This is a genomic window from Gottfriedia sp. NPDC057991, from assembly GCF_042886615.1.
Taxonomy (GTDB): domain Bacteria; phylum Bacillota; class Bacilli; order Bacillales; family Bacillaceae_G; genus Gottfriedia.
Genome location: NZ_JBHVQN010000001.1, coordinates 25,538 through 49,030, shown reverse-complemented (window position 1 = coordinate 49,030; position 23,493 = coordinate 25,538). Strand labels below are relative to the sequence as shown.

Genomic DNA, 23,493 nt, shown 5'->3' with positions numbered 1-23,493 from the left:
ATTTAAATTGGTAAACCTTGTAATCTACAAGTGTCGAATTATTGTTTTTACTATTAAATATTGTATATAATAAAAACATGTTTTTTAGGAAAGGGAGAGTTATCCGACCATGACGAACGGCATTGAAAATTTAAATATTCCGGGAAATATTTCTGGTTTTGGCTATGAGCTAATACGTAACGATCTATTGAATGATTTATTAGGAAAAGAGCAAAATGATATTTTATATTGGGCGGGTAAAATGATTGCCAGAAAATATCCTTTAGCAACCTTTGAAGAAATTATAGAATTTTTTGATCAAGCTGGTTGGGGTACTCTTACTGTTGAAGAAGAAAAGAAGCAAGAAGTTCATTTAACACTTTCTTCTGAATTAATTACATACAGAAATCAACAAAAAAAGAACGTATCTTACCAATTAGAAGCTGGATTTCTAGCGATGCAAATTCAACAACAAATAGATGTTATAGCTGAAACGTATGAAGAGCAAAGCAAAAGAGGCGACAAAGTAAAGTTCCAAGTAAAATGGGATTTAAAGGATCCTATTACAAGAAGATAAAATGAAAAACACCACAAGGTTTAAGTCCCTTGTGGTGTTTTCATTTGAATAATTTTTTCTTGAAATATTAAAATATAAGTTCAAATACAGATACAACTAGTTTTTGTACTGAGTATTTACAAATAAAACATCAAGTGCGATTTTTGCTTTAATTTAAGAAAAAGATCAGTAAAGGAGATTATATTATTTTTAATTTCCTACCCCTTCTCTTTCCTTTCCTTACTTTGATCCTGCCTTCTAATTCCATCAAAATTCTTGTTTCTTTTAACCCCTTTAATAATAGAATTTAACAAGAATAAACAAATAGAAACAAAAAACAAAATGGCGAGTATTAATAGAACGAACTGTAGCACAATTTCTCCATATCCGTACACAAGTAAACTATGCCTCATTATTAATACCTCCTTCTTTGAATTACCATTTAGCCGTTCGCCTTACTCATTTTAAATTTACAGAATCTTTATATAATTTATTCGCTTAACGAATAAAAAACCCTTTTAAGCTCCATCTCTATACTATACGGCTCAGCAACTCTGAACGTGATGAATATTGATAAAATCAATATTTCAAAGCCTATATATATATATAAGAATTTGTACGCCTAAAAGGGTTTATTTACTATTTAGTTTTCTACTACTACTTCTTCATTAATACGATCTAATTCATATCCTTTATGAAGAGCATGAACTGCTTCTTGTAATTTTGATTTTGGTACCACTGTTGATACTTTAATTTCAGAAGTGCTTACCATTTTTACAGGAATTTCACTTTCAGCTAAAAATTTAAACATTTTTGCTGCAACTCCTGGATTTGAAACCATTCCACTACCTACAATTGAAACTTTAGCAAGTTCACTTTCAAAATCAAATGAGCGGTAACCTAAAAATTCTTTCTTCGATTCTAGAACCGTAATTGCTTCCATCATATTTTCAGATTTGATCGAGAATGAAAGATTTACTAAATTATCTGATGTTACACTTTGAATAATAATATCAACATCAATACCTTCACTTGCTAGTAAAGTAAAGATTTTAGGTAATAAATCAACATGGTTATTTAAACCATTTAAAGTCATCCTTGTTACATTAGATTCGAATGCGATTCCTCTTACGACTGATTGTTGTTCCATTTGTGTTTCCTCCCCAATAAATGTACCGATTTCATCATGTTGACTTGAACGAACTTGAATAATTAAATTATAATTTTTTGCGAATTCTACTGCTCTTGGATGCAAAACTGCTGCTCCTAAAGCTGCAAGCTCTAGCATTTCATCATAAGAGATATGGCTTAATTTAGATGCACTTGGTTCAACTCTTGGATCCGTAGTATATACCCCTAATACGTCCGTATAAATATCACATCGTTCTGCATGTAAGCTCGCAGCTAATGCTACTGCTGTTGTATCTGAACCACCACGACCTAATGTCGTAATTTCATTGTTGTCACTTAAACCTTGGAAACCAGCAACAATTACGATATATCCTTCATCAAGTAATTGTTGAATTCGATCCGTACGAATTGTTTCTATACGCGCATTTCCATGAACAGATTCAGTTTGAATTCCAGCTTGCCAGCCAGTTAGTGAAATAGCTTTAAAACCTTTTGCTTGGATTGCCATTGCTAGTAAGGAAATCGAAACTTGTTCCCCTGTAGTAAGTAACATATCTAATTCACGTTTACTGTTTTGTGGACTAATTTGAGCTGCTAAACTAACTAGTTCGTCTGTATGATGTCCCATCGCAGATACAACTGTAACTACTTGGTTTCCTTCTTTATATGATTTGGTTACTGTTTCAGCAACATGCTGAATTCGTTCAATTGAGCCTACTGAAGTACCACCGAATTTCTGAACAATAATTCCCATTTTTCTCATCCTCACTTTTTACTTAAAAAAGAATACAAAAAAGCGCGTGAAGCAATGTTCACGCGCCTAATTTACAAGTAAATAAAATAGACAAATCATCAACATCTCTTCAATAGCTCCCCGCATAATTATTATGCGACAGTACTACATTTCTTAAATGCAGTCCCAACAAAATGAATTGTGGATTCATTTTGTTTCGGCAAAACTTCCTTTCAACTGTCCATCACAACGCCACACGTCTATGACAGCATACTCTTAAGTTTTGCACCTCTATTACGAGAGAAAATCATTTAATTTTAACTAAAATATAAATTATTTTGAAAATAGTGTCAAGATAAAAATTTTGGTAACTTTGTCACTCTTTATGGAAATGCTGAAAAATTTCTTCTGCAATATTTTTTGGCATTTTAGCTGCTATTAACTCATCGATTGATGCCTCTTTTATTTTTTTGACTGATCCAAAATGTTTAAGAAGGGCTTTCTTTCTTGTTCCACCAACACCTGCTATGCCATCTAAAGCAGATTGAACCATTGATTTACTATGAAGCTGACGATAAAATTCAATTGCAAATCTGTGTACCTCGTCTTGAATTCTTTGTAATAAAAAGAATTCTTGGCTTTGTCTACCAAGTTGGACAATTTGAGGTGGTTGTCCTATTAATAACTCTGAAGTGCGGTGTTTCTCATCTTTAACAAGTCCAGCTGTTGGGATGAATAAACCTAACTCATTTTGAAGTACATCTTCAACTGCAGCTAGATGTCCTTTCCCACCATCCACAATTATTAAGTTTGGTAAAGGTAAATTCTCTTTTAATGCTCTTGAATATCTTCTACGTACTACCTCACGCATTGAATCATAATCATCGGGTCCTACAACAGTTTTGATTTTATATTTGCGGTAATCTTTTTTTGAAGGTTTTCCGTCTATCAAAACAACCATAGCTGAAACAGGATTTGTTCCTTGAATATTTGAATTATCAAATGCTTCAATTCGATACGGAGTTTCAATATTTAAAATATCCCCTAGTTTTTCTATAGCTTTAACTGTTCTTTCTTCATCTCGCTCGATTAATTTAAATTTCTCTCCGAGTCCAATTTTGGCATTTTTATTTGCTAATACAACAAGTTCCTTTTTTTGACCTCTTTTTGGTTGGAATACAGGGATTTTTAGTAAAGCTTTTAAAATTTCAGTATCAACTTTATCTGGTACAAAAATTTCTTTTGGTTTTATATTATGTGGTTTTTCATAAAATTGTCCAATAAATGATAGGAACTCTTCCTCTGGTTCATCGTAAATTGGAAAATATGATACATCTCGCTCAATTAATTTTCCTCTTCGAACAAAGAATACTTGAACACACATCCATCCCTTGTCAACCGCATATCCAAATACATCACGATCAACTAAATCACTACTCATCATTTTCTGCTTTTCCATAGTCGCTTCAATTGAAACAATTTGGTCTCGATACTCTTTCGCACGCTCGAAATCTAATTGTTCAGATGCAGCAAGCATTTTTGCCTCTAACTCTTTTCGTATTTGGTCTTCCCCACCGTTTAGAAAACGGGCAATTTCATTAACTATTTCTTGATTTTGATGATCAGTTACTTCTTTAACACAAGGCGCAAGACACTGACCAATATGATAATATAAACAAACTTTATCTGGTAATGATGAACATTTTCGTAATGGATATAGACGATCTAATAATTTTTTTGTTTCATTAGCGGCAGTAGCATTAGGGAATGGTCCAAAATATTTTCCTTTATCTTTTTTTACATTTCGCGTAATCAATAAGCGAGGATGTTTTTCAGCTGTTATTTTAATAAAGGGGTATGATTTATCATCCTTCAACATGATGTTATATTTCGGATCATATTTCTTAATTAAATTCATCTCAAGAATTAAAGCTTCCATATTTGATGAAGTAACAATATATTCAAAATCAGTTATCTCTTGTACTAATCGATAGGTCTTACCATCATGGGATCCCGTGAAATAAGATCTAACTCTATTTTTTAATACTTTAGCTTTTCCTACGTAAATGATCGTCCCTTGAATATCTTTCATTAAATAGCAACCAGGCTGATCCGGTAGAAGCGCTAATTTTTCTTTTAAGTGATTGTCCATTTCCTCTCACCTCTTTCGTGCAATTGTACACTAATATTATAATCTCCACATTTAAAAACTGAAAATACTTTAATGATATTAAGTAAAAATTAAGTTTTCTATTGTAATTTTAATTTCATCAAAAGATGAAAAGGAGAAATGTCAAAATGAAAAAAGTAAGAGTAGTTCATTTTTGGATTGGTGTGATTGTTTCGGTTTTCCTACTAATCGAATCTACAACAGGAATTATCCTGTATTTTAATAAAAGTGGCGAAGAAAAAGGAAGATTTTCAATGCAAGGTCAGTTCCCATCGGGTGGACAGTTTAATGGAAACCAAGAATCTCAAAATAGCGATCAAAACACTACCTTACAAAATGGACAAGGTGGAGATAATACTCAAACGCCATTTCAAAATTTTGGAAAAAGACCTGAGCAATCTGCATTTTCAGTGAAAAGCTTACATACCGGCATAATTGGACTAATAAGTGGTATTGGTCTTTTTATCCTTACCGGGACAGGATTAGCTTTATCTTGGATTTTGTGGAGTAATAAAAGAAAATTGAAAAAAAGAAAAGAAAAAGTATCCATGGCTATTTAAAATGAGGGGTGTCCCTAAAAGTTAAACTTTTTACGGGACCTCTCTTTTTTTTTTATACACTGCAAATAGGTCTCATAAACACTACACTTAATAGTTCACTTTCTCAAAATGTATGTACATTTTAGTTAGCCTACCAATCGGGCAGTCCCTTTATTTTGTTGGCATTTGTAATTTAAAATAAAAACCATCCAAATAATTCTGGATGGTTTTTACTTTTATTATTATAGCTTGAGAAATTAAGAAGTCGCAGTTTCCACTTCAACTTGTTCTTGCTCCTTACCTTCTTTATCTCCGGCTTTTCTATTCGTTAATTTAATTGCTGGTAGGAATAATGTTACGACTGCACCAATTATGATGAATCCTAAACCAACAAAGAATACTTGGTGTAATGAATCCATTAAAGATGTTTTAATGATCGGTAACATTCCTTCTAAAATTGGCTTAGGAATTAGCTTCTTAGCATCGGCATTAAATAACATTGTAAATACAGATTGAGGAGTTGTATTAATCATGTCTTTAAATTTGTCTACTAATGGTGCAGCTTGAGCTGGTAATTTATTTAAAAATGGAACTAAATCATGGCTTAGAAGTGTTCCTGATTTACTATTCATTACAGCACCTAAAACAGTTGCCCCAAATGTACCACCGATTGAACGGAAGAATTGGCTAGAAGATGTTACAATCCCTAATTCCTTCTTATCAAATACTTCTTGAAGAGCTAGTGTAATTGTTGGCATTACTAAACCAATACCTAGACCCATAACTCCCATAAAGATTGTTGCAATTGTTTTACTTGAATCCATATCTAAAGTTGTTAATAAATATAAACCTAATGCTATTACGATCATTCCCGTAATAATCTGTGGTTTAATACCAACTTTAAATACAACTTGCCCACCAATTATACTTGCAATAATCATTGTGATCATCATTGGCGTCATAATTGTCCCCGATTGTGTTGCACTTACTCCAACAATACCTTGCATGAAGAATGGTACGAACATAATTGCACCAAACATCGCTATTGTCATAAAGAAACCAATTAAGTTTAATGTTACGAACGTTCTATTTTTGAATAAATGCATTGGTAGAATGGGCTCTTTAGCTTTATTTTCTGCGATAACGAAGCTAATGATTCCAACTACTGCTAATACAAATAAACCAATGATTTGCCAAGAATTCCAATCATATTTAACTCCACCTAAACTTAAAGCAAGGAGTAAACTTACAACACCAACAATCATAGTTACCATACCAGCGATATCGAAATTGATTGGACCAGTATTTTTTCTTCCTTTTAAACCTAATGCAATAAAAATTGTTGCGATAATACCTACTGGAAGGTTAATGTAAAATACCCATTTCCAGTTTAATGAGTCAACAATCCAACCGCCGATTTGTGGACCGATTACTGAAGCTAAACCGTAAATACCACCGAAAACCCCTTGGAATTTCGCACGCTCTTTACCTGTAAATAAATCCCCGATTACAATCATCGCCATCGGCATCATTACACCGCCACCGATACCTTGAATACCACGGTAAATAATTAATTCAGTCATGTTATGAGCAATACCACATAATGCTGAAGCAGCCATAAATATAACTAAACCAGCAATATAAACACTTCTACGACCTAAAAGGTCAGCTAATTTACCTGCGATCGGCACTACAGTAGTTGAAGTTAATAAGTATGCTGTTGTAAGCCAAGTCATCATACTTAAACCGCCAAGGTCCCCAACTATTTTAGGCATTGCAGTACCTACAATCGTGCCATCTAATGCAGAGAAAAACATTGCAATAATTAGACCAATAAGCAATAGTTTACGATTGCCTTCTTTTTGAACAACTGTATTTGTAGTCAAAATATATTTCTCCCTTCTCTTCCTTATCTTTTTTCTTTTTATAATTACTAATACAAAAAAGTATCTTGTAATAATTTCTATAAATCAGCTGCAGCATTTGCAAGTTTTTCAGTAATCCTTGCAAATTGTAATAACTCATCGTCAGAAAGGTTAAACAAGAAACTTTCAAAAATTTCTTTTCGATCTTTTATGACTGATTCTAATTTCTTATTACCTTCCTCAGTTAACATAATATTTACAACTCTTCGGTCCTTTTTATCATGTTCTCTATAAACAAAGTCATTATGTTCAAGTCGATCAATCATAAATGATACCGCACTTGGTTTTACACCCATCATTTCTGCGATTTCAGATATTTTACAGCTTTCTTTTTTTCGTAAGTACATTAACACAAAAAATTGAGTAGCCGTTACACCATGACTATTCATGCTTTCTGTCACTTTTGGTTGCATTTTATGAATAGTACTTTGAAGTGCAATCTGAATCCGCTCAATGTACTCATTTTTGTTCCCCAAGAAAGTTAACCTCCTTTAAAATTTAAACCTAATAAATATTTAATGCCTGTTAAATATTAATGCTTATTAAATATAAAACGTGACAGAAAAATAGTCAATCTTATTTACATTAGAAATTTTTAACATTACATTAATTAGGAAAAAAGCTATTTTTTATGAAAACCTTACATTAGCTTTAGGTATTGGTTTTATATATATTGTTTCAAAGACTCTTTTAATAGATAAAAAAACAAAAAAAAATACACTCATATTATGAGTGCATTTCTTCCAAATTATAATTAACCAATATGTGGAGTAATTAATTCTTCTAAAGCTTCTTTAGGTTTGAAACCTAAAGTTTTTTCAACTACTTCGCCATCTTTAAGAACGAATAATGATGGAATGCTCATAACTTCAAATTTAGCTGCTGTTTCTTGGTTTTCATCAACATCAACTTTAACAATTTTAACTTTTTCTCCATATTCAGAAGCTAATTCTTCTAATACAGGAGCAATCATTTTACAAGGGCCACACCAAGTTGCCCAAAAATCAACTAATACTACACCTTCTTTTGTTTCTTCTGCAAACGTTGCGTTTGTTGCATTAACAATTGCCATTTATTTTTCCTCCTATCGCCTAACTACATAAGTAAAATATGTAGATTGACATAATTTGTTATAATTTTAAAGAAAGTATACCATATGAGAATTAGCATTTTCTATTTATTTGCTCAAACTTACTATTTCCAAACAAATAGTTGATATACCAATGAAAGGACTAAAAAAATGATAACATTTGAAAGAATTACAACGGACTTAATTGAAGTAATTGAAGAAATTACAAATTCGAATCAAGATTACAATTTAATGGAGAACGGTCGTTTAACTCGAACAAAGGAAGAACTAATGAAGGAATATTTTTCTTCTTCACACCAAACGGAAACTTATTTTATTAAATTAGATGATACCTATATAGGATTAATTGATTTTTTAGCGCTAAATCCTAAAGATGGTTTTCCATGGTTAGGTCTTTTAATGATCCATAATGATTACCATGGATATGGATTTGGAACAAACGCATTTATTTTATTTGAAGAGATACTTATAAAAAGAAATATTCATGGGTTAAGATTAGGGGTATTAATTAATAACCAACAAGCAAAATCTTTTTGGAAATCACAAGGATTTATATATGTAGAAAATAAAACGAATGCAGATGGAATTGAAGTAGAAGTTTATGAAAAAGTTTTTTCATCAGATTTTCATAATTAAATGTTAAATTAGTGATTGTTGCTCCATGAAAACATCAAGATTATAGATCAAGTTCATGAGTAATGACACATCCACCACTTTTGTCACAATTTTGTAAAATTTCAGCCGATTGTTGTATGTTTTTTATGTTAATATATTATTGAATATAATAATAATATTCAAAAAAATTTATCACGAATGGAGTGGCAGTTATGAGAAAACCTTTTCGAAAAACGTTTAATCAATTAGTTAATGAGAATAAACAATCTTTATTACGAAACAAAGAAGAAATAGAAAAGATTGAAAGAAAAATTGAAAAACGCCACGATTTATTATCCGAAAAAAACAAACTAGACAAAGCTATATCATAAATTTTAAGTAATCCTATAGAGGGATTACTTTTTTTGTGTATAGTACGTTTTGTACTCTGTTTAATTAAACGTAGAGATCTTTTTATTAACTTCTGACAGATTCACTTCATACCTTGACAGTAAAATAGATAATCCACTTCCAACAACTTAAGTTTAAACTCTAATCTTTATATTGGTGCCTTTAGCACTAATATCTTCCACTTATGTCCTCAAATTCTACCATTTTATTTTCATTTTCCCTATTAAGAAACTAATTAATGGTAATTATTGGCAATTATTTTCTAAGAATTTCTCATAAAAAATCAAATTATTATAGGAACAAACCAGTATTTTCATAATTATTAGTTTAATAGTCATGCTTTTTGTAATTTCAGGTAAAAAGCACTTTCAAAAATATTTTAAAATAATATAGCTTCGTTATTTTTGTAATATTCAAAATATTTAAAAGTATAAATATCATGTAGTCCCAAAAAAAGGAGGAATATAATGAAGAAAATATTAAATGGAGTTTTAGCGGCAGGATTAGTTACAGGTCTTTTATCTAGTATTGGTCCAAGTAAAATAACAGAAGCCTCTTCACCTCGTAAGTCACAAATATCTAGCATAGAAAATCTTTCTTTAAACCAGCAGGCTAAAGAATTAACAAAAACTGAAAAACGAAGTCGTATTATGAATAGCCTTAAACAGGCTTTACCACTTCCTTCCACTAGTGAGATCAATAAACTTAGTAAAGAAAAACAGAAATCATTGATGAAAGAGATCCAACAAAGTAAGATACCATACTATAGTCCTGACAGATTAATCATCAAACTAAAAAATGGTACTACTATGTCAATTATTCAAAAATCTAATCTGTTATCGGTTAAAAATGTATCTTCCCTATCAAAGGATACATATATTGTGAATTTAACACAAAAACAAGATATGAAAGCTTTAATTACAAAGCTAAACAGTCAAACTAATGTTGAATATGCGGAACCAGATTATGCTGCTACTACTTTAACAAACGATACAAATTTTACTAAATTATGGGGACTAAAAAATACAGGCCAATCTGTTTTTGGTTCAGTCGGTGTTCCTGGAATGGATATAGGTGCTGAAGGCGCTTGGGCTAAAACGAAAGGATCCTCCTCACTTGTGGTAGGCGTAGTTGATACTGGCTTAGATACGACTCAAGCAGATTTAGCTTCTAACATTTGGTCAAATTCTGGGGAAGTAGCAAATGATGGGATCGATAATGATAAAAATGGTTATATAGACGATAAAAACGGATGGGATTTTTATAACAATGATAAAACTGTTTATGATGGATATTTAAAAGACGATGTCCATGCCACTCATGTAGCAGGTACAATTGCAGCAAAGTCTGATAACAATCTAGGTGTAGTCGGAGTTGCTCCTAATGTAAAAATTATGCCACTTAAATTCCTTGGACTTAATGGTGGATTATATTCCGATGCTATACTTGCTTTTAATTATGCTAAAGCAAAAGGTGTTAAAATTTACAATAATTCTTGGGGCGGATACGGTTACTCCCAAGCATTATATGATGCAATGAAATCAAACGGTGGATTATTTGTTTGCGCCGCAGGAAATGATTCAGAAGATAATGATTCAGAAGACTTAGGATTCTACCCTGCTAGTTTTGATTTATCAAATATTATATCTGTAGCTTCAATTAATAATATGGGCGAGCTTTCATGGTTCTCGAACTATGGTAAAACAAGCGTGGACTTAGCCGCTCCGGGAGAAGATATACTAAGTACTTTTCCAAAAGATTGGAATGCTGAAGGCTATACGGAATACGAATATTTATCAGGAACATCTATGGCAACTCCACATGTAACTGGTGCTGCAGCACTTGTAGCAAGTCAAAATCCATCTTTTAGTGCCACTTCAATTAAATCAAAACTTTTGAGTACTGTAAAAAAATTAAGTTCACTCACTAATATCACTGTAACTGGTGGTCTATTAAATGCCAAAAATGCTGTAATTGGTGATGATGATATTCCAGGTGTACCCTTATCTTCAACCATATCTGGAACTTTAAACAACTCTAGTGATAAAGATGATGTATTTAGAGTGACGCTGAGAAAAGGTGAAAAAATCACTCTAAATTTAACTGGTGCAACAGGAACAGATTTTGATTTATACCTATATGGAACTAAAGCAAAAACTGTAAAAATTAATGAAGATATGGTGGCCCACTCTGAAAAGGCCGGTTCTTCCACTGAAAGTATTGTGTATACTGCTCCAAGTAGTGGTACTTATTATGTAGATGTTTATTCTTATAGTGGTTCAGGCTCTTACACATTAACGAGTAAACAAGGAGTAACTGCCGGTACTTATGAGAATACTAGCTCAAATATTGAATATGTAGGTAGCTGGTCTACTTCTAAAAATAGTAGTGCTTCAGGTGGATCATTTAATATCGGTAATAATTCCGGAACGATGGCAAATTTAGTGTTTAATGGTACATCTATTAAACTAGTAACAACCAAAAACAGTTCACAAGGAATCGTAAGTATTAAAATCGACGGTGGAACAGCATCTGAAGTTAATCTTTACTCTGCTTCATCTGTATATAAATCTGTTGTTTACACTAAAACAGGCCTAACCAGCGGTAGACACACAATCACTGTTTCCTATACCGGAAAAGCTGCTCCAGGCTCTCGTAAATCATCTACACAAGTAAATATTGATAGCTTTATCGTAAATTAAATAAACATTATTTAAATAAGTAAAAAAATTAAAAAGCCAGTGTGAATCGATTTCATTCGAAGCACACTGGCTTCTAAATATTTGCAATTAGAATGAGAATTACACTAATTAGAAGAACCGTTTTTATCCATTATAAAATATTCTTAAATAAGCACCTTCTCAGATATTAAATCACATTTTCAATTTAAAATAGGCGAACTCTTACAATAATATAGACGTACTATATAGTACATTGGTCTAGAAATTGGAGGAAAAAAGTATGCATCCATTTTGGAATTCACATCCGCATCATCCACATCATCCTATGAGAAACGGTGTTCAAGGTCATGTGCAAACTGATCATCAATCAATCATGCAAATGTTCATGAATCTTGAAAATCAAATTACAAACCTTGTAAAAGCAATCGAAGCAAATAATGAATTACTTAGACAACTTGAACAAAAGCAAAATCAAGTTGTAACAAGTGGCGGTGGATCAGTCATTGTAAGGATGTAATGACAATGGCTTGTAAACGAATAGAAGAACTATAAAGGAGGTGTAACAAAAGTTAAAGTACTTTTGGACCCCTCTTTTTTATATGACGCACACTTGGAAAAACACAAAAAACCCACAAGATACTAATGCTCTCGTGGGCTATCATTTATAGCTTCTATATTAAGAGTTAACTAATACAGCTTTAAATTCTTCCGTTAATAAAGGTAATACTTCGAATAAGTCACCAACGATTCCATAGTCAGCTACTTTGAAGATATTAGCTTCTGGATCTTTGTTAATTGCAACGATTACTTTAGAGTTTGACATACCAGCTAAATGTTGAATAGCTCCTGAAATACCGCATGCAATATATAAGTCAGGTGTTACAACTTTACCAGTTTGACCAATTTGTAAAGAGTAGTCACAATAGTTAGCATCACATGCACCGCGAGATGCACCTACAGCAGCACCTAATACTGAAGCTAATTCTTTTAATGGATTAAAGCCTTCTTCACTCTTAACTCCACGGCCACCAGCAATGACCACTTTCGCTTCTGAAAGGTCAACACCTTCACTCGCTTTACGCACAACATCTTTAACGATTGAACGTAAGTCTTTAATTTCAACTGAAACAGTTACTACATCACCAGTGCGAGTAGCATCTTTTTCTAATGCTGCAATGTTATTTGGACGGATTGTCGCAAAAATAAATGGATCTACCATAACTTTTTTCTCGAATGCTTTACCTGAGTAAATCGGACGAGTGAAAACGATATTTCCACCAGCTACTTCGATTGCTGTAACATCTGAAATAAGACCACTTTGCATACGAGCAGCAAGTTTTGGAGATAAATCCTTACCTAAAGCTGTATGACCGAATACTAGACCTTCTGGTTTTTCTTGGTCAATAACTGCTAAAAGTGCTTGAGAATATCCATCAGAAGTATATGATGCTAATTTTTCATCTTCAACAACGATTGCACGGTCTGCACCATATTGAATCATTTCAGTAGCTAATGCACTAACTGATTTACCTACTAAAACAGCAACTACTTCTCCGCCCTCAGCAACTGTTTTAGCCGTACTTACTGCCTCAAATGAAACATTTCGTAGTGATCCTTCACGAACTTCGCCTAATACTAATACTTTACGTGACATGTTATTTCCCTCCAAAATTTTCTATTACGATACTAATCTATTATTTAAGTTCTACTATTCAATAAAATTAGATTACTTTTGCTTCAGAACGTAGTAGCGAAACTAATTCTTTTACTTGATCTTTTAATTCACCAGATAAAACTTTTCCTGCTTCTTTCTTCGCAGGTAGGTAAATTTCAATTGTTTTCGTTTTTGCTTGAACTTCATCTTCTTCTAAATCTAGGTCATCTAATTCTAATTCATCTAAAGGCTTTTTCTTAGCTTTCATAATCCCTGGTAAAGATGGATATCTTGGTTCGTTTAAGCCTTGTTGAGCAGTGATTAGTAATGGTAAAGATGTTTCGATGATTTCTGTGTCACCCTCTACATCACGTTCGATTGTAGCTGTCGTACCATTAATATCAATTTTAGTAATTGTTGTCACGTAAGGTATATTTAATAATTCAGCAACGCGTGGACCTACTTGACCAGTACCTCCATCAATTGCAACATTACCTGCTAAAATAATTGAAGGATCTTTATCTTCTAAGTATTTAGCAATCAGTTTAGAAGTTGTATATTGGTCAGCATTTGTAACGTCATCTTCAACGTTAATTAATACAGCTTTATCAGCACCCATAGCTAGTGCTGTACGAAGTTCTTTTTCACTATCTTCGTTCCCAATTGTTATGACAGTTACTTCGCCACCATGAGCGTCACGAATTTGAATCGCTTCTTCAACTGCATACTCATCGTATGGATTTATAATAAATTCAGCGCCATCCTCTTGGATTGCACCATTTGAAATTGTAATTTTCTCTTCAGTGTCAAATGTTCTTTTTAATAGTACATAAATGTTCATTGTTATACCCTCCCAGGAAATGTAACTACATCTATTTTTTTAAAATATTAAACTACTTATTTATTAAACACTGGTTTTCTTTTTTCTAAAAATGCCGAAATACCCTCTTTTGCATTTTCAGTTGTAAAAATTTCTCCAAATAATTTAGACTCTTCTTCCACCGCTTCATGATATGAAGTAGTTCTAGTAGAAGATAGTAGTTGTAGAATATATTGAATTGATTGCATACTTTTATTAGCAATTTTAGCTGCTAATGCATTTGCTTCATCTAATAAAGTTTCTTCTGGCACTACAATTGTAGCTAATCCAATTTTCCCACCTTCAACACCAGAAATTGGTTCAGAAGTCGCAAGCATAACTAATGCCTTATCTCTACCTACATAACGTGGTAATCGTTGTGTTCCAGCAAAACCAGGAATAATTCCTAAGTTTAATTCAGGTAAACCAAGTTTTGCGTTTTCTGCAACAACTCGAATATGACAGCTCATCGCAAATTCTAGTCCGCCACCTAATGCAGCTCCGTGGATTGCTGCGATAATCGGCTTAGAATAATTTTCAACACGATCAAATACTAGTTGGCCTCTTCTTGCAACAGCTGCTGCATCTTCAGCATTTTTGAAAGAAATAAATTCTTTAATATCTGCACCTGCAGAGAAAAATCTACCTTCTCCATGAACAACTAAAACGCTTACATCATCGTTACTTTCTAATTCATCTAAACGCTTAACTAAATCAGCAAATACAACCGAAGACATTGCATTTGCTGGTGGATTTTGAATTGTTAATAATGCAATACCATCGGATATTTTACATTGAATTAAACTCACAACTATTCCTCCCTATTTTTCAAAAAGTACTAGGACGTTAATTTTGGTACCCGCATCCTCTTATTAATAGTTGGTGAACTTTATCGGCTTTTGACTCTAAATCTTGTTTTTGACCTGTCATTACCCAATGGGTCATCACTTCATCAATCGTGCCGAAGATCATTTGTCTAGCTGTACGAATATCCAATTGTTTGTCGAACAAACCACTATTGATCCCTTCATTTAAAATTGAATCAATGATATGTAGATACTCTTTCAGTACCTCATTTATTCTTAATCTAAGGTCAATATTTGTTTGTCTTACTTCCAATTGCATAACAATTGCTAAATGCGAATCTTTAGACATTTCATAAAAGTGAGTTTTCACCAACATTAATAATTTCGATATCGCGTCCGGTTTACCTTCAATTTTTTCACGAATTTTTTCAGTAAAATTTCCCATCTTCTCTTCAAACAGTGAAATTAAGATGGATTCTTTATTTTTAAAATACAAATAGATTGTTCCGTCAGCTACACCAGCCTGTTTTGCAATTTTAGAAACCTGCGCCTGATGGTAACCATTTTCAGCAATTACAACAACTGCAGCATCAATTATTTGTTTATATTTTGGTTTATCTCTTTTCATTGTTATTTACCCCTTCTTACAGTGAATGAATAATCATTCATATTCTCATAATACAAATTTATCAGAAAATTGTCAATTGTCCTGTAATATTTTTATGTATAAAGTTTCTTTACAAAAACTTTTAAATTTCTTTTTACTCTTTGTACTTTCATAAAATTTTATCAGACTTCTTTTCTAATCAATCTTTAAATTTATTTTAACATAGTATTTTTATATCAGTTCGTAAAATAAAGAGGGATGCCTATGTTATCATCCCCCATATATTATTATATTAAATTTTCATCAGAATCCTCAGGTTTCGTATTCTTTTGTTGTTCTTCTTCAAGTAATGTTCTTCTTAATATTTTACCGATCATTGTTTTTGGTAATTCATTCCTAAACTCATAAAATCTCGGAACTTTATAAGCTGCTAAATATTTCCGGCAAAAATCATCAAGTTCGGCCTCAGTAACCGATTTGCCTTCTTTTAATACAATGTAAGCTTTAACAGTTTCTCCTCGATAAGCATCAGGAATACCAACTATAACTGCTTCTTTAATAGCCTCGTGTTCGTATAATACTTCCTCAATATCTCTAGGGTAAACGTTAAATCCTCCTGCATTGATCATATCTTTCTTACGGTCAACGATATAAAAGAAGCCTTCTTCATCCATATAGCCTAAATCACCTGTATATAACCAGCCATCTTTTAACGTCGTTGCGGTTTCCTCTGGCCGATTCCAATACCCCTTCATTACTTGTGGTCCTGAAACGATTAATTCACCAATTTCACGATAAGGTAACTCTTCGTCAGTTTCTAGAGATACTATTTTAGCATCTGTACTTGGCCAAGGAACACCAATGCTGCCCGTTACTCGCTTATCCCATAAGAAATTACTATGTGTAACTGGAGAAGCTTCTGATAAACCATAGCCTTCTACTAATTTTCCACCTGTAACCTTTTCAAATTGATCTTGAACTTCAACAGGTAATGCTGCAGAACCACTTAAGCAAGCATGAATACATGAGATATCGTTATTCTTTAAATTAGGATGATTTAATAATGCAATATACATTGTTGGTGCACCTGGAAACAATGTAGGGCGATATTTATTGATCGCCTCAAGCATTTGAGTTGGATCAAATCTCGGTACAATAATCATTTCATACGCACACATGATTGATAAATTCATACATGTCGTCATTCCATATACATGAAAAAATGGTAAGACAGTCAAAATCTTTTCTTGGCCCTTCTTACTTTTATATAACCATTTCTCTGCCATTAACGTATTTGATGCTAAATTTTTATGTGTAAGCATTACACCTTTAGGAAAACCGGTAGTTCCTCCAGTATATTGAAGTATTGCTACATCTTCTACACTGCTACTTGAGAGATCCTGTTCGATTGGTGCAGATATTTGCATAATAAAACTAAATTGATGAATCGAATGATCTTCAGGAATCTCAGGTGCCTTTGGCTGTTTTGAATAAGGATATAACAGCCTTTTAAAAAATGGTAAATAGTCCTTAATCGCAGTAACAAAAATATGTTTTAGATTAGTAGATTTTTTTACTTTGTACACTCTATTAATCAATAAATCTAAACAAATAATAGCTGTTGCACCACTATCATTCATTTGATATTCAAGCTCACGTTCAGTATATAGCGGATTTGTTTGGACGATAATTGCTTCTGCAAAAAGAATCCCATAATAAGCAATCACTGCTTGAGGGCAATTAGGAAGCATAATTGCAACTCGGTCTCCTTTTTTAATTCCCAAATTCCTTAAAAAATTGGCAAATCTTAAAGACTGAATATAAATCTCATTAAAGGTCATCGATTTTCCAAGGAAATTAAGCGCTTTCTTAGCTGGATATTTTGAAGCTGTTTGCTTTAAATATGTTGGTAATAAATCAAAATGTTCGTCTAATGTAGCTGGTATTTGCTCTGGATACTGACTCACCCAAGGCTTTACTCTCGGTTCCTCCATACCATTCACCACCAGTATTTTAAAAGTATGTTCATACTAAAATTAGTATATGTTACAAATTTCAGCTATACAATCAAAATATTAAGAATATTTAATCACCAGTGGATTTCAAATTTGTTTTGCAATTTAATGAACTAATTGATCAATTACTTCATCACTATCATAGTAAAAATTAGAAGGCAAATCGCTGCGATTAGTCAATAATCCAAAATTGTATTCATCAAAGTTTTCTAAAGTGTGCGATTTGACTCTCCCCTCATTTGATAATCTTTTTATAAGTTTAAAAATAAATGAGTATTGCGAGTCAATATTAGTTGTTGCAAGATGAAATAATCCTTTTAAATCATTTTCAACAATTTTTCTTACTTGCTTAGCAATACCTGTATCAATTGCATGATTTAAAAAAATATTATCATATGCGTCAATTTCTTGACCCTTTTCTATTTTATCTTTTATTTCATTTAGTCTTGGTGAATGTTTTCCCCAAACCATTGGCAATCTTAATACGATCCCATTATCGCCCATCTCATTCTTAATTAATTCTTCACATTTTATTTTAAATTGTCCATAATCTGATTCGGCAACAGGAAGATCGTTTTCAGCGTGATGCTTTGAAACTTCTCCATCAAAAACATTTGTTGTAGAACAAAATAAAAATTTCGTTGAAGTTGATTTTATTTTTTCTACTATTCTAGAATGCGCCTTAAATTGAACATTAAAATCACCACGTAAACAAGAAACAATTACATCTGGGCAAATACGATCAATCCAGGTCAAAATTCCCTCTGAATCATTAATATCCCATTGTAATTGATGATCATTTTTCAAATCTAATTTTGTTTTATTAAACGTTCCATAAACGTCATAATCATGAGAAAATTCTTTTATTAAAGCCTTCCCAACTAGTCCGCTAGCACCTAAAATTAATAATTTCATTGTCTCTCTCCTTTTTACAAAATATTTAATAAACTTGTGATATATTGAATGTATCATAATTAACAGTGATTACAAAGGTCATAAATTTAAAGTCCAGACTATTTGAAAGCTTATGTCAATCAGACTTAAATGATAACAGGGAGTGGGGATCATATGAAAACAAAGGTTCTTTTAAACAACCGTATTGTCGATTTAAAATCTGCAAATGTAAATATTTTAGATCGAGGTTATCAATTTGGAGATGGCGTTTATGAGGTTATTCGTTTTTTCAATAAGTCGTACTTCGAACTCGATGCACATTTAATTCGTTTGAAGGAAAGCTGTGAAAAAATATTAATACCTTTTAAAATGCATCTCAAAAAACTTGAAAGTGATTTAGTTTATTTAATGAATACTTGCGATTACGATAATGGATATGTTTATATCCAAATTAGTAGAGGTGTAATGAATCGCAATCATATTTACCAAGAAGAATCCAATTTAAAGCCTCAACTGATTGCTTACACGGTAAGAGAAGATCATAGACCATTACAGCAAATGGAAAAAGGAATAACTGCTTATGTAACGAATGATATTCGATGGCTCCGTTGTGATATAAAAAGTTTAAACTTATTAGGAAGTGTTTTAGTAAAAAATGAGGCTTACGCTAAAGGAGCAAAAGAAGCAATTTTACATAGAGATGGGATCATTACAGAAGGCTCAGCAACAAATGTCTTTATCGTAAAAAACTCTACTCTATTCACTCATCCTGCTAATCACTTAATTCTAAATGGCATTACCCGAAAAGTGGTACTTGAAATTTCAAAAAAAGAAAGACTCGAAGTAAAAGAGACTCCATTCTCAATTGATGAGCTTTTAAATGCAGATGAAGCTTTTACAACAGCATCAGTTTCTGACATTCTACCTGTTACTTCAGTTTTAATTGATGAAAAGTCCTATACTATTGGTTTAGGAAAGCGTGGAGAAATAACAAAAAGAATTCAAGATTCATACACTAATTTAATTGATAAAATTCCGCAGGATCAGTCCACTAACTAGACTACACTATCTAGCACTATAAAACTGCATCAAAATATGCTGCTTTACCTTAGTGAGGAGTGACTTGATTTGGCAATTTTTATAGCAATTTCAATCGCCTTTTTTGGCGCAACTCTTGCTCTCGTTTTTACTATAAGGCAATCTAGAAAACGAAAGTATATCATATGGGGTATCGCGAATTTGGTAGTCATTGGTCCATTTTTGTCATTTGCCATTGGAATTACGTATGCTATTGTCAAAGGAGATGGCTGGGCAGGGATGTTGATGTGGGTATTGTATCCAATCATATTTCTTATTGGTCTCATTCAGTTAATTATAGGGATCTTTATGAAAAAAAGCTCCGATAAAAATATTTATAAGCACAATTAGTTACCGAAAAGTATAGCCTGTATCTTAGACTTGAATTATAAGATACAGGCTTTTTTGTTGTTTTACTAACTATCGAAGTGCAACTTTCTTTTAATAAACAGTTTTAACAATTGATTTAAAGTTTTGTTAAGTTGATTTTATTTGAATAAATGTAATATAGAATAATTTTTATATATAAAATGTTACATGCTAAAAAATCCTGTACTGTCACTGTAATTTTATTTTTAGTAAATAGGCTTTACATGTTTATGAAGTAAATATGTAAAAAGGGTGATTGCTATGGCTAGATTAACATCTTATGTAAAACGCATTTTTAATTCATTGTTAACAAATATATCTGAGGCAAAAGGAAAAAAAATATCCGGTTACAAATCAAAAAAATGGGTTAGTTACGGCGATAGTATCACTTCGTCTAACGGATGGCAGCCGGCTGTAGCAGAAAGGTTAGGCTTGACTCATGTGAATAGAGGGATTGGCGGAACAACTATAGCTGAAAATGGTTCGATTGCCTGGATTGATAAGAATGGAAATTACAAAGGTCAACCACCTCAACCACAGCCAAATGGAACGACAGAAATTTTATCAAGTATGTGTAACAGCCAAAGGATCAATGCTACGATTCCACTTAATACTCAAATTTTAACAATAATGGGTGGAACAAATGACTTTGGTAGAGGTATTCCTTTAGGAAAAGGGTTCCCAACAAATGAAGGACCTAATTTAGACGACTCAACGTTTATCGGTGCTTTGTGTTCAATGATTGAAAAAATACAAACAAGGTTACCAAATTGTAGGATTATTCTTATGACGCCTGTGCCTAGATATCACAACGGAAAATATGAAGATAAAAATAAAGCCGGTTATTTAACATCTGATTATGCTAGAGCTGTAAAAGATGTAGCTACATTTTACGCATTGCCATGCATCGACCTATACTCTAATGTTGGATGGAATAGAATGAACGGTGAATATTATTTAATTGATAGTATGCATCCAAATAAAACAAGAGGATATAAACGTGTTTCGGAGATAGTAATTGGAGAGTTAGAGCTTCTACAGCAGGATGTTAAATGTAGTATAGAACAAGAGGACAATGATCATAAAACTGAAACTTAGACAATAAAAACAGCTAAAAAATAGATCTCAAAAGTCAGCAATTTGACCTATGAGATCTATATTTTTATTGTCTTTTTAATAATCTAGCTACATCTTTCCACTTTACCTTTTCGCTGTAATACATTACCCCATTAACATAAATACGGCTAGCAACACGAGTTAAAATCAAAATTGAAACGATTAAAATTAATATACTAGCACTTATTTCTATAAAATTCATTTCTCCACTTACAAATCTAGAAAATGCTACAAGCGGAGCAAAAAATGGAATATATGAGCTAATTTGGACAAATGTACCACCTGGATTTACTAATGCATTAATACTAATAAAGAATGCCGCTACGACTAAAATAGTAATTGGCATCAGAACCATTTGAAGCTCTTCTGTTCTTGAAACTACTGATCCAATTGCAGCGTAAAGTAATCCATAAAGTAAATAACCTAGTAAGAAATAAACTACAAATGCAATGATCGTTGTAGTATCTAATGCCTCTAAATCTATTTTCATTCCAAAAAAAGATATCGCATTAGTATTAACCCAGCCTAATAAATTGGCAAAAAGAAATCCTAATCCTAATACAATTAATTGTGCACAAGCTACAAAAAATACCGCAATGACTCTTCCATATAGAGTCACGATAGGACTTACTTTTGGTAGTAATACTTCCATTACCCTAGAAGACTTTTCAGCAACAATTCCTGTTGCGATTGAGTTTCCATAAATTAATAGAAACATATACAGTAAGAATCCAAAAAAGTAAGCAATTCCAAATGTCGCCATAGGATTTTTTAGAACATTTTCATTTACTTCTACTTTTTGCAATAACTTTGTTGCAGATTCAGGCGATAGCTTTAAATCTTGGGCAGTTTTATTTAAGTAATTTTGCTGCAATGTCATATTTACGACTGAAAGCACTTCACTGTTTGAAAACTTTTTATACGTATATTGAATAGACGGGACATTGTTCTTTTCGGAAAGAATAATCAGTCCATCTTTTGATCCATCTTCAACTTGATTTTTTAAATCTTTTTCTTTGGATGCATCGCTCTGCTCGATCTTTGCGGATTTAATCGTTTTGTTTAAACTAGCAATATCTACCGAATAATTTTTCGAATTATTTATCAAAACAATTTTATCTTTATCCTTATTGCTCTTTTCTGTACCAGCAAAATATTTTTGTACTCCAAATATTCCAACGACTAATACAAATAAAATAACACTCATAATCATCGTTGCTCTCGCCAAAAGACCTTCACGTAAATGAAATAAAAAGACAGTACTAAACTTCTTCATTTATTTCGCCCTCTCTATAAAGATATCATTTAGTGTAGGCTCTAATAATTGGAACTTCCTTATAGAACCCAAGTCTGACTTAATACGATTTAAAATCATAAAAGCTTCCTCATCACTTTTTACCTTTACGTAAATTCCTAATTGCTTTTGCTCATAACTTAGATTATTAGAATCTAGTATTTGTTTAATCGATGTTATATCTTCTAAAATTAAATTTCTATACCCATAGTCTTCTTTTAATCCACTTAAACTACCTTCCGCTACTACATTACCGTTCTTAAGTATACAAACATGCTCGCAAAAAGCCTCTACTTGATCCATACGGTGGCTTGATAAAATAACCGTTTTCCCTTTCTGAATTTGTTCGGTAATAATTGAAGCCATTAACTCCGCATTAACTGGATCTAGCCCACTAAATGGCTCATCTAAAATAATCAACTCTGGGTTATGTAATAAAGTGACAATTAATTGAATTTTTTGTTGGTTACCTTTTGAAAGCTCCCCTGCCTTTTTATTTCGATAATATGGTATTTCTAGACGGTCTAGCCAATATGTTATTGCTACATCAACCTCTTTATTAGACATACCTTCTAATTTTCCGAAATATTTAAGTTGATCAACAACCTTGCTTTTGGTAAATAATCCTCTTTCTTCTGGTAAATAACCTACCTTAACTTGATCAGATTTAAATGGTCTCCCTTTCCAAGTTATTTCTCCTTTTGTAGGTGTAAGAAGACCTAATAACATTTTAATGGTGGTCGTTTTTCCTGCTCCATTTCTTCCTAATAAACCTAATACTCTTCCTGTAGGCAAAGTCAATGACAATTCGTTAACGGCAATAGTATCTCCAAATTTTTTAGAAAGCTGTTTTATTTCTAAAGTCAACGCTCTTCCCCCTTTTTGAAGTTTAAGTAAAAGTATACTTAAATGTAATTCCTATACATTAAGCATACATTTAAAAGAATTTTAATAAAAGGTAAAAATAGTAAATAGTTATACTAAAGACAGAAA

Annotated in this window: 23 protein-coding genes and 1 riboswitch; of the genes, 9 read left to right on the top strand and 14 right to left on the bottom strand. The window is 32.3% G+C overall.

Annotated features, from left to right (window positions below; translation table 11 throughout):
• Positions 1-109: 109 nt before the first annotated feature.
• Positions 110-556 carry a YslB family protein gene (locus ACFVR2_RS00240; protein ID WP_097978386.1) on the top strand — a complete coding sequence of 149 codons (447 nt, stop codon included), beginning with the start codon at positions 110-112 and terminating at the stop codon, positions 554-556.
• Between the two features lie 197 nt (positions 557-753).
• Here ACFVR2_RS00240 and ACFVR2_RS00235 read toward each other — a convergent pair whose 3' ends face one another.
• The 3 genes from ACFVR2_RS00235 to uvrC all read right to left on the bottom strand — a co-directional run bounded on the left by ACFVR2_RS00235 (position 754) and on the right by uvrC (position 4,551).
• Positions 754-948 (bottom strand): G protein-coupled receptor family protein, encoded by a 195-nt coding sequence (locus tag ACFVR2_RS00235; protein WP_387357827.1) that lies wholly within the window; start codon positions 946-948, stop codon positions 754-756.
• Between the two features lie 230 nt (positions 949-1,178).
• Positions 1,179-2,420 carry an aspartate kinase gene (locus tag ACFVR2_RS00230; RefSeq protein ID WP_387357825.1) on the bottom strand — a complete coding sequence of 414 codons (1,242 nt, stop codon included), beginning with the start codon at positions 2,418-2,420 and terminating at the stop codon, positions 1,179-1,181.
• 105 nt (positions 2,421-2,525) lie between these two features.
• Positions 2,526-2,701: riboswitch (Lysine riboswitch) on the bottom strand.
• Between the two features lie 74 nt (positions 2,702-2,775).
• Entirely contained in the window at positions 2,776-4,551 is a 1,776-nt protein-coding gene (gene uvrC, locus ACFVR2_RS00225; protein WP_387357823.1) for an excinuclease ABC subunit UvrC, read from the bottom strand.
• A gap of 146 nt (positions 4,552-4,697) precedes the next feature.
• Between uvrC and ACFVR2_RS00220 the strand changes: the two genes are divergently transcribed.
• Positions 4,698-5,129 (top strand): hypothetical protein, encoded by a 432-nt coding sequence (locus ACFVR2_RS00220; protein ID WP_387357821.1) that lies wholly within the window; start codon positions 4,698-4,700, stop codon positions 5,127-5,129.
• Between the two features lie 236 nt (positions 5,130-5,365).
• Here the strand turns inward: ACFVR2_RS00220 and ACFVR2_RS00215 are convergent, their stop codons facing one another.
• From ACFVR2_RS00215 to trxA, 3 genes are all read right to left on the bottom strand, one after another.
• Positions 5,366-6,994 carry an MDR family MFS transporter gene (locus ACFVR2_RS00215; protein ID WP_387357819.1) on the bottom strand — a complete coding sequence of 543 codons (1,629 nt, stop codon included), beginning with the start codon at positions 6,992-6,994 and terminating at the stop codon, positions 5,366-5,368.
• A gap of 77 nt (positions 6,995-7,071) precedes the next feature.
• Positions 7,072-7,509 (bottom strand): MarR family winged helix-turn-helix transcriptional regulator, encoded by a 438-nt coding sequence (locus tag ACFVR2_RS00210; protein WP_335410749.1) that lies wholly within the window; start codon positions 7,507-7,509, stop codon positions 7,072-7,074.
• 278 nt (positions 7,510-7,787) lie between these two features.
• Positions 7,788-8,105: a thioredoxin gene (gene trxA, locus ACFVR2_RS00205; protein ID WP_056472391.1), complete on the bottom strand. Its 318-nt coding sequence runs from the start codon at positions 8,103-8,105 to the stop codon at positions 7,788-7,790.
• 168 nt (positions 8,106-8,273) lie between these two features.
• On the opposite strand from trxA, the gene ACFVR2_RS00200 reads away from it, so the two are divergent.
• From ACFVR2_RS00200 to ACFVR2_RS00185, 4 genes are all read left to right on the top strand, one after another.
• Positions 8,274-8,759, top strand: coding sequence for a GNAT family N-acetyltransferase (locus tag ACFVR2_RS00200; protein WP_387357816.1), 486 nt, complete (start codon positions 8,274-8,276; stop codon positions 8,757-8,759).
• 191 nt (positions 8,760-8,950) lie between these two features.
• Positions 8,951-9,109 carry an FbpB family small basic protein gene (locus ACFVR2_RS00195; RefSeq protein ID WP_387357814.1) on the top strand — a complete coding sequence of 53 codons (159 nt, stop codon included), beginning with the start codon at positions 8,951-8,953 and terminating at the stop codon, positions 9,107-9,109.
• Positions 9,110-9,595: 486 nt separating this feature from the next.
• Entirely contained in the window at positions 9,596-11,830 is a 2,235-nt protein-coding gene (locus tag ACFVR2_RS00190) for a S8 family serine peptidase (RefSeq protein WP_387357812.1), read from the top strand.
• A gap of 259 nt (positions 11,831-12,089) precedes the next feature.
• Positions 12,090-12,326 (top strand): hypothetical protein, encoded by a 237-nt coding sequence (locus ACFVR2_RS00185; protein ID WP_387357810.1) that lies wholly within the window; start codon positions 12,090-12,092, stop codon positions 12,324-12,326.
• Positions 12,327-12,485: 159 nt separating this feature from the next.
• Here the strand turns inward: ACFVR2_RS00185 and ACFVR2_RS00180 are convergent, their stop codons facing one another.
• The 6 genes from ACFVR2_RS00180 to ACFVR2_RS00155 form a co-directional block, all read right to left on the bottom strand.
• A complete protein-coding gene (locus ACFVR2_RS00180) occupies positions 12,486-13,463 on the bottom strand; it encodes an electron transfer flavoprotein subunit alpha/FixB family protein (protein WP_387357808.1) in 978 nt (325 codons plus the stop codon).
• Positions 13,464-13,530: 67 nt separating this feature from the next.
• A complete protein-coding gene (locus ACFVR2_RS00175; protein WP_387357806.1) occupies positions 13,531-14,304 on the bottom strand; it encodes an electron transfer flavoprotein subunit beta/FixA family protein in 774 nt (257 codons plus the stop codon).
• Between the two features lie 56 nt (positions 14,305-14,360).
• Entirely contained in the window at positions 14,361-15,131 is a 771-nt protein-coding gene (locus ACFVR2_RS00170; protein ID WP_387357804.1) for an enoyl-CoA hydratase, read from the bottom strand.
• Between the two features lie 37 nt (positions 15,132-15,168).
• Complete coding sequence (locus tag ACFVR2_RS00165) at positions 15,169-15,756, bottom strand: fatty acid metabolism transcriptional regulator FadR (RefSeq protein ID WP_056472373.1); 588 nt, start codon at positions 15,754-15,756, stop codon at positions 15,169-15,171.
• 266 nt (positions 15,757-16,022) lie between these two features.
• A complete protein-coding gene (locus ACFVR2_RS00160; RefSeq protein ID WP_387357802.1) occupies positions 16,023-17,729 on the bottom strand; it encodes an AMP-binding protein in 1,707 nt (568 codons plus the stop codon).
• A 126-nt stretch (positions 17,730-17,855) separates the two neighbouring features.
• Entirely contained in the window at positions 17,856-18,665 is an 810-nt protein-coding gene (locus tag ACFVR2_RS00155) for a sugar nucleotide-binding protein (RefSeq protein ID WP_387357800.1), read from the bottom strand.
• Positions 18,666-18,818: 153 nt separating this feature from the next.
• Between ACFVR2_RS00155 and dat the strand changes: the two genes are divergently transcribed.
• From dat to ACFVR2_RS00140, 3 genes are all read left to right on the top strand, one after another.
• Complete coding sequence (gene dat / locus ACFVR2_RS00150) at positions 18,819-19,703, top strand: D-amino-acid transaminase (protein WP_387357798.1); 885 nt, start codon at positions 18,819-18,821, stop codon at positions 19,701-19,703.
• 69 nt (positions 19,704-19,772) lie between these two features.
• A complete protein-coding gene (locus ACFVR2_RS00145; RefSeq protein WP_387357796.1) occupies positions 19,773-20,072 on the top strand; it encodes a hypothetical protein in 300 nt (99 codons plus the stop codon).
• A gap of 279 nt (positions 20,073-20,351) precedes the next feature.
• The gene (locus ACFVR2_RS00140) at positions 20,352-21,188 is read left to right on the top strand and encodes an SGNH/GDSL hydrolase family protein (protein ID WP_387357794.1); all 837 of its coding nucleotides are present in this window, start codon (positions 20,352-20,354) and stop codon (positions 21,186-21,188) included.
• A gap of 64 nt (positions 21,189-21,252) precedes the next feature.
• On the opposite strand, the gene ACFVR2_RS00135 is transcribed toward ACFVR2_RS00140, so the two are convergent.
• Complete coding sequence (locus ACFVR2_RS00135; protein WP_387357792.1) at positions 21,253-22,482, bottom strand: ABC transporter permease; 1,230 nt, start codon at positions 22,480-22,482, stop codon at positions 21,253-21,255.
• Positions 22,483-23,367, bottom strand: coding sequence for an ABC transporter ATP-binding protein (locus ACFVR2_RS00130; RefSeq protein ID WP_387357790.1), 885 nt, complete (start codon positions 23,365-23,367; stop codon positions 22,483-22,485). It lies immediately after the preceding gene.
• Positions 23,368-23,493: the final 126 nt, after the last annotated feature.

Coding starts and splice junctions, on each gene's coding strand:
- ACFVR2_RS00240 (WP_097978386.1), top strand. CDS start 110: ATGACGAACGGCATTGAAAATTTAAATATTCCGGGAAATATTTCTGGT.
- ACFVR2_RS00235 (WP_387357827.1), bottom strand. CDS start 948: ATGAGGCATAGTTTACTTGTGTACGGATATGGAGAAATTGTGCTACAG.
- ACFVR2_RS00230 (WP_387357825.1), bottom strand. CDS start 2,420: ATGGGAATTATTGTTCAGAAATTCGGTGGTACTTCAGTAGGCTCAATT.
- uvrC (WP_387357823.1), bottom strand. CDS start 4,551: ATGGACAATCACTTAAAAGAAAAATTAGCGCTTCTACCGGATCAGCCT.
- ACFVR2_RS00220 (WP_387357821.1), top strand. CDS start 4,698: ATGAAAAAAGTAAGAGTAGTTCATTTTTGGATTGGTGTGATTGTTTCG.
- trxA (WP_056472391.1), bottom strand. CDS start 8,105: ATGGCAATTGTTAATGCAACAAACGCAACGTTTGCAGAAGAAACAAAA.
- ACFVR2_RS00200 (WP_387357816.1), top strand. CDS start 8,274: ATGATAACATTTGAAAGAATTACAACGGACTTAATTGAAGTAATTGAA.
- ACFVR2_RS00195 (WP_387357814.1), top strand. CDS start 8,951: ATGAGAAAACCTTTTCGAAAAACGTTTAATCAATTAGTTAATGAGAAT.
- ACFVR2_RS00190 (WP_387357812.1), top strand. CDS start 9,596: ATGAAGAAAATATTAAATGGAGTTTTAGCGGCAGGATTAGTTACAGGT.
- ACFVR2_RS00185 (WP_387357810.1), top strand. CDS start 12,090: ATGCATCCATTTTGGAATTCACATCCGCATCATCCACATCATCCTATG.
- ACFVR2_RS00180 (WP_387357808.1), bottom strand. CDS start 13,463: ATGTCACGTAAAGTATTAGTATTAGGCGAAGTTCGTGAAGGATCACTA.
- ACFVR2_RS00175 (WP_387357806.1), bottom strand. CDS start 14,304: ATGAACATTTATGTACTATTAAAAAGAACATTTGACACTGAAGAGAAA.
- ACFVR2_RS00165 (WP_056472373.1), bottom strand. CDS start 15,756: ATGAAAAGAGATAAACCAAAATATAAACAAATAATTGATGCTGCAGTT.
- ACFVR2_RS00160 (WP_387357802.1), bottom strand. CDS start 17,729: ATGGAGGAACCGAGAGTAAAGCCTTGGGTGAGTCAGTATCCAGAGCAA.
- ACFVR2_RS00155 (WP_387357800.1), bottom strand. CDS start 18,665: ATGAAATTATTAATTTTAGGTGCTAGCGGACTAGTTGGGAAGGCTTTA.
- dat (WP_387357798.1), top strand. CDS start 18,819: ATGAAAACAAAGGTTCTTTTAAACAACCGTATTGTCGATTTAAAATCT.
- ACFVR2_RS00140 (WP_387357794.1), top strand. CDS start 20,352: ATGGCTAGATTAACATCTTATGTAAAACGCATTTTTAATTCATTGTTA.
- ACFVR2_RS00135 (WP_387357792.1), bottom strand. CDS start 22,482: ATGAAGAAGTTTAGTACTGTCTTTTTATTTCATTTACGTGAAGGTCTT.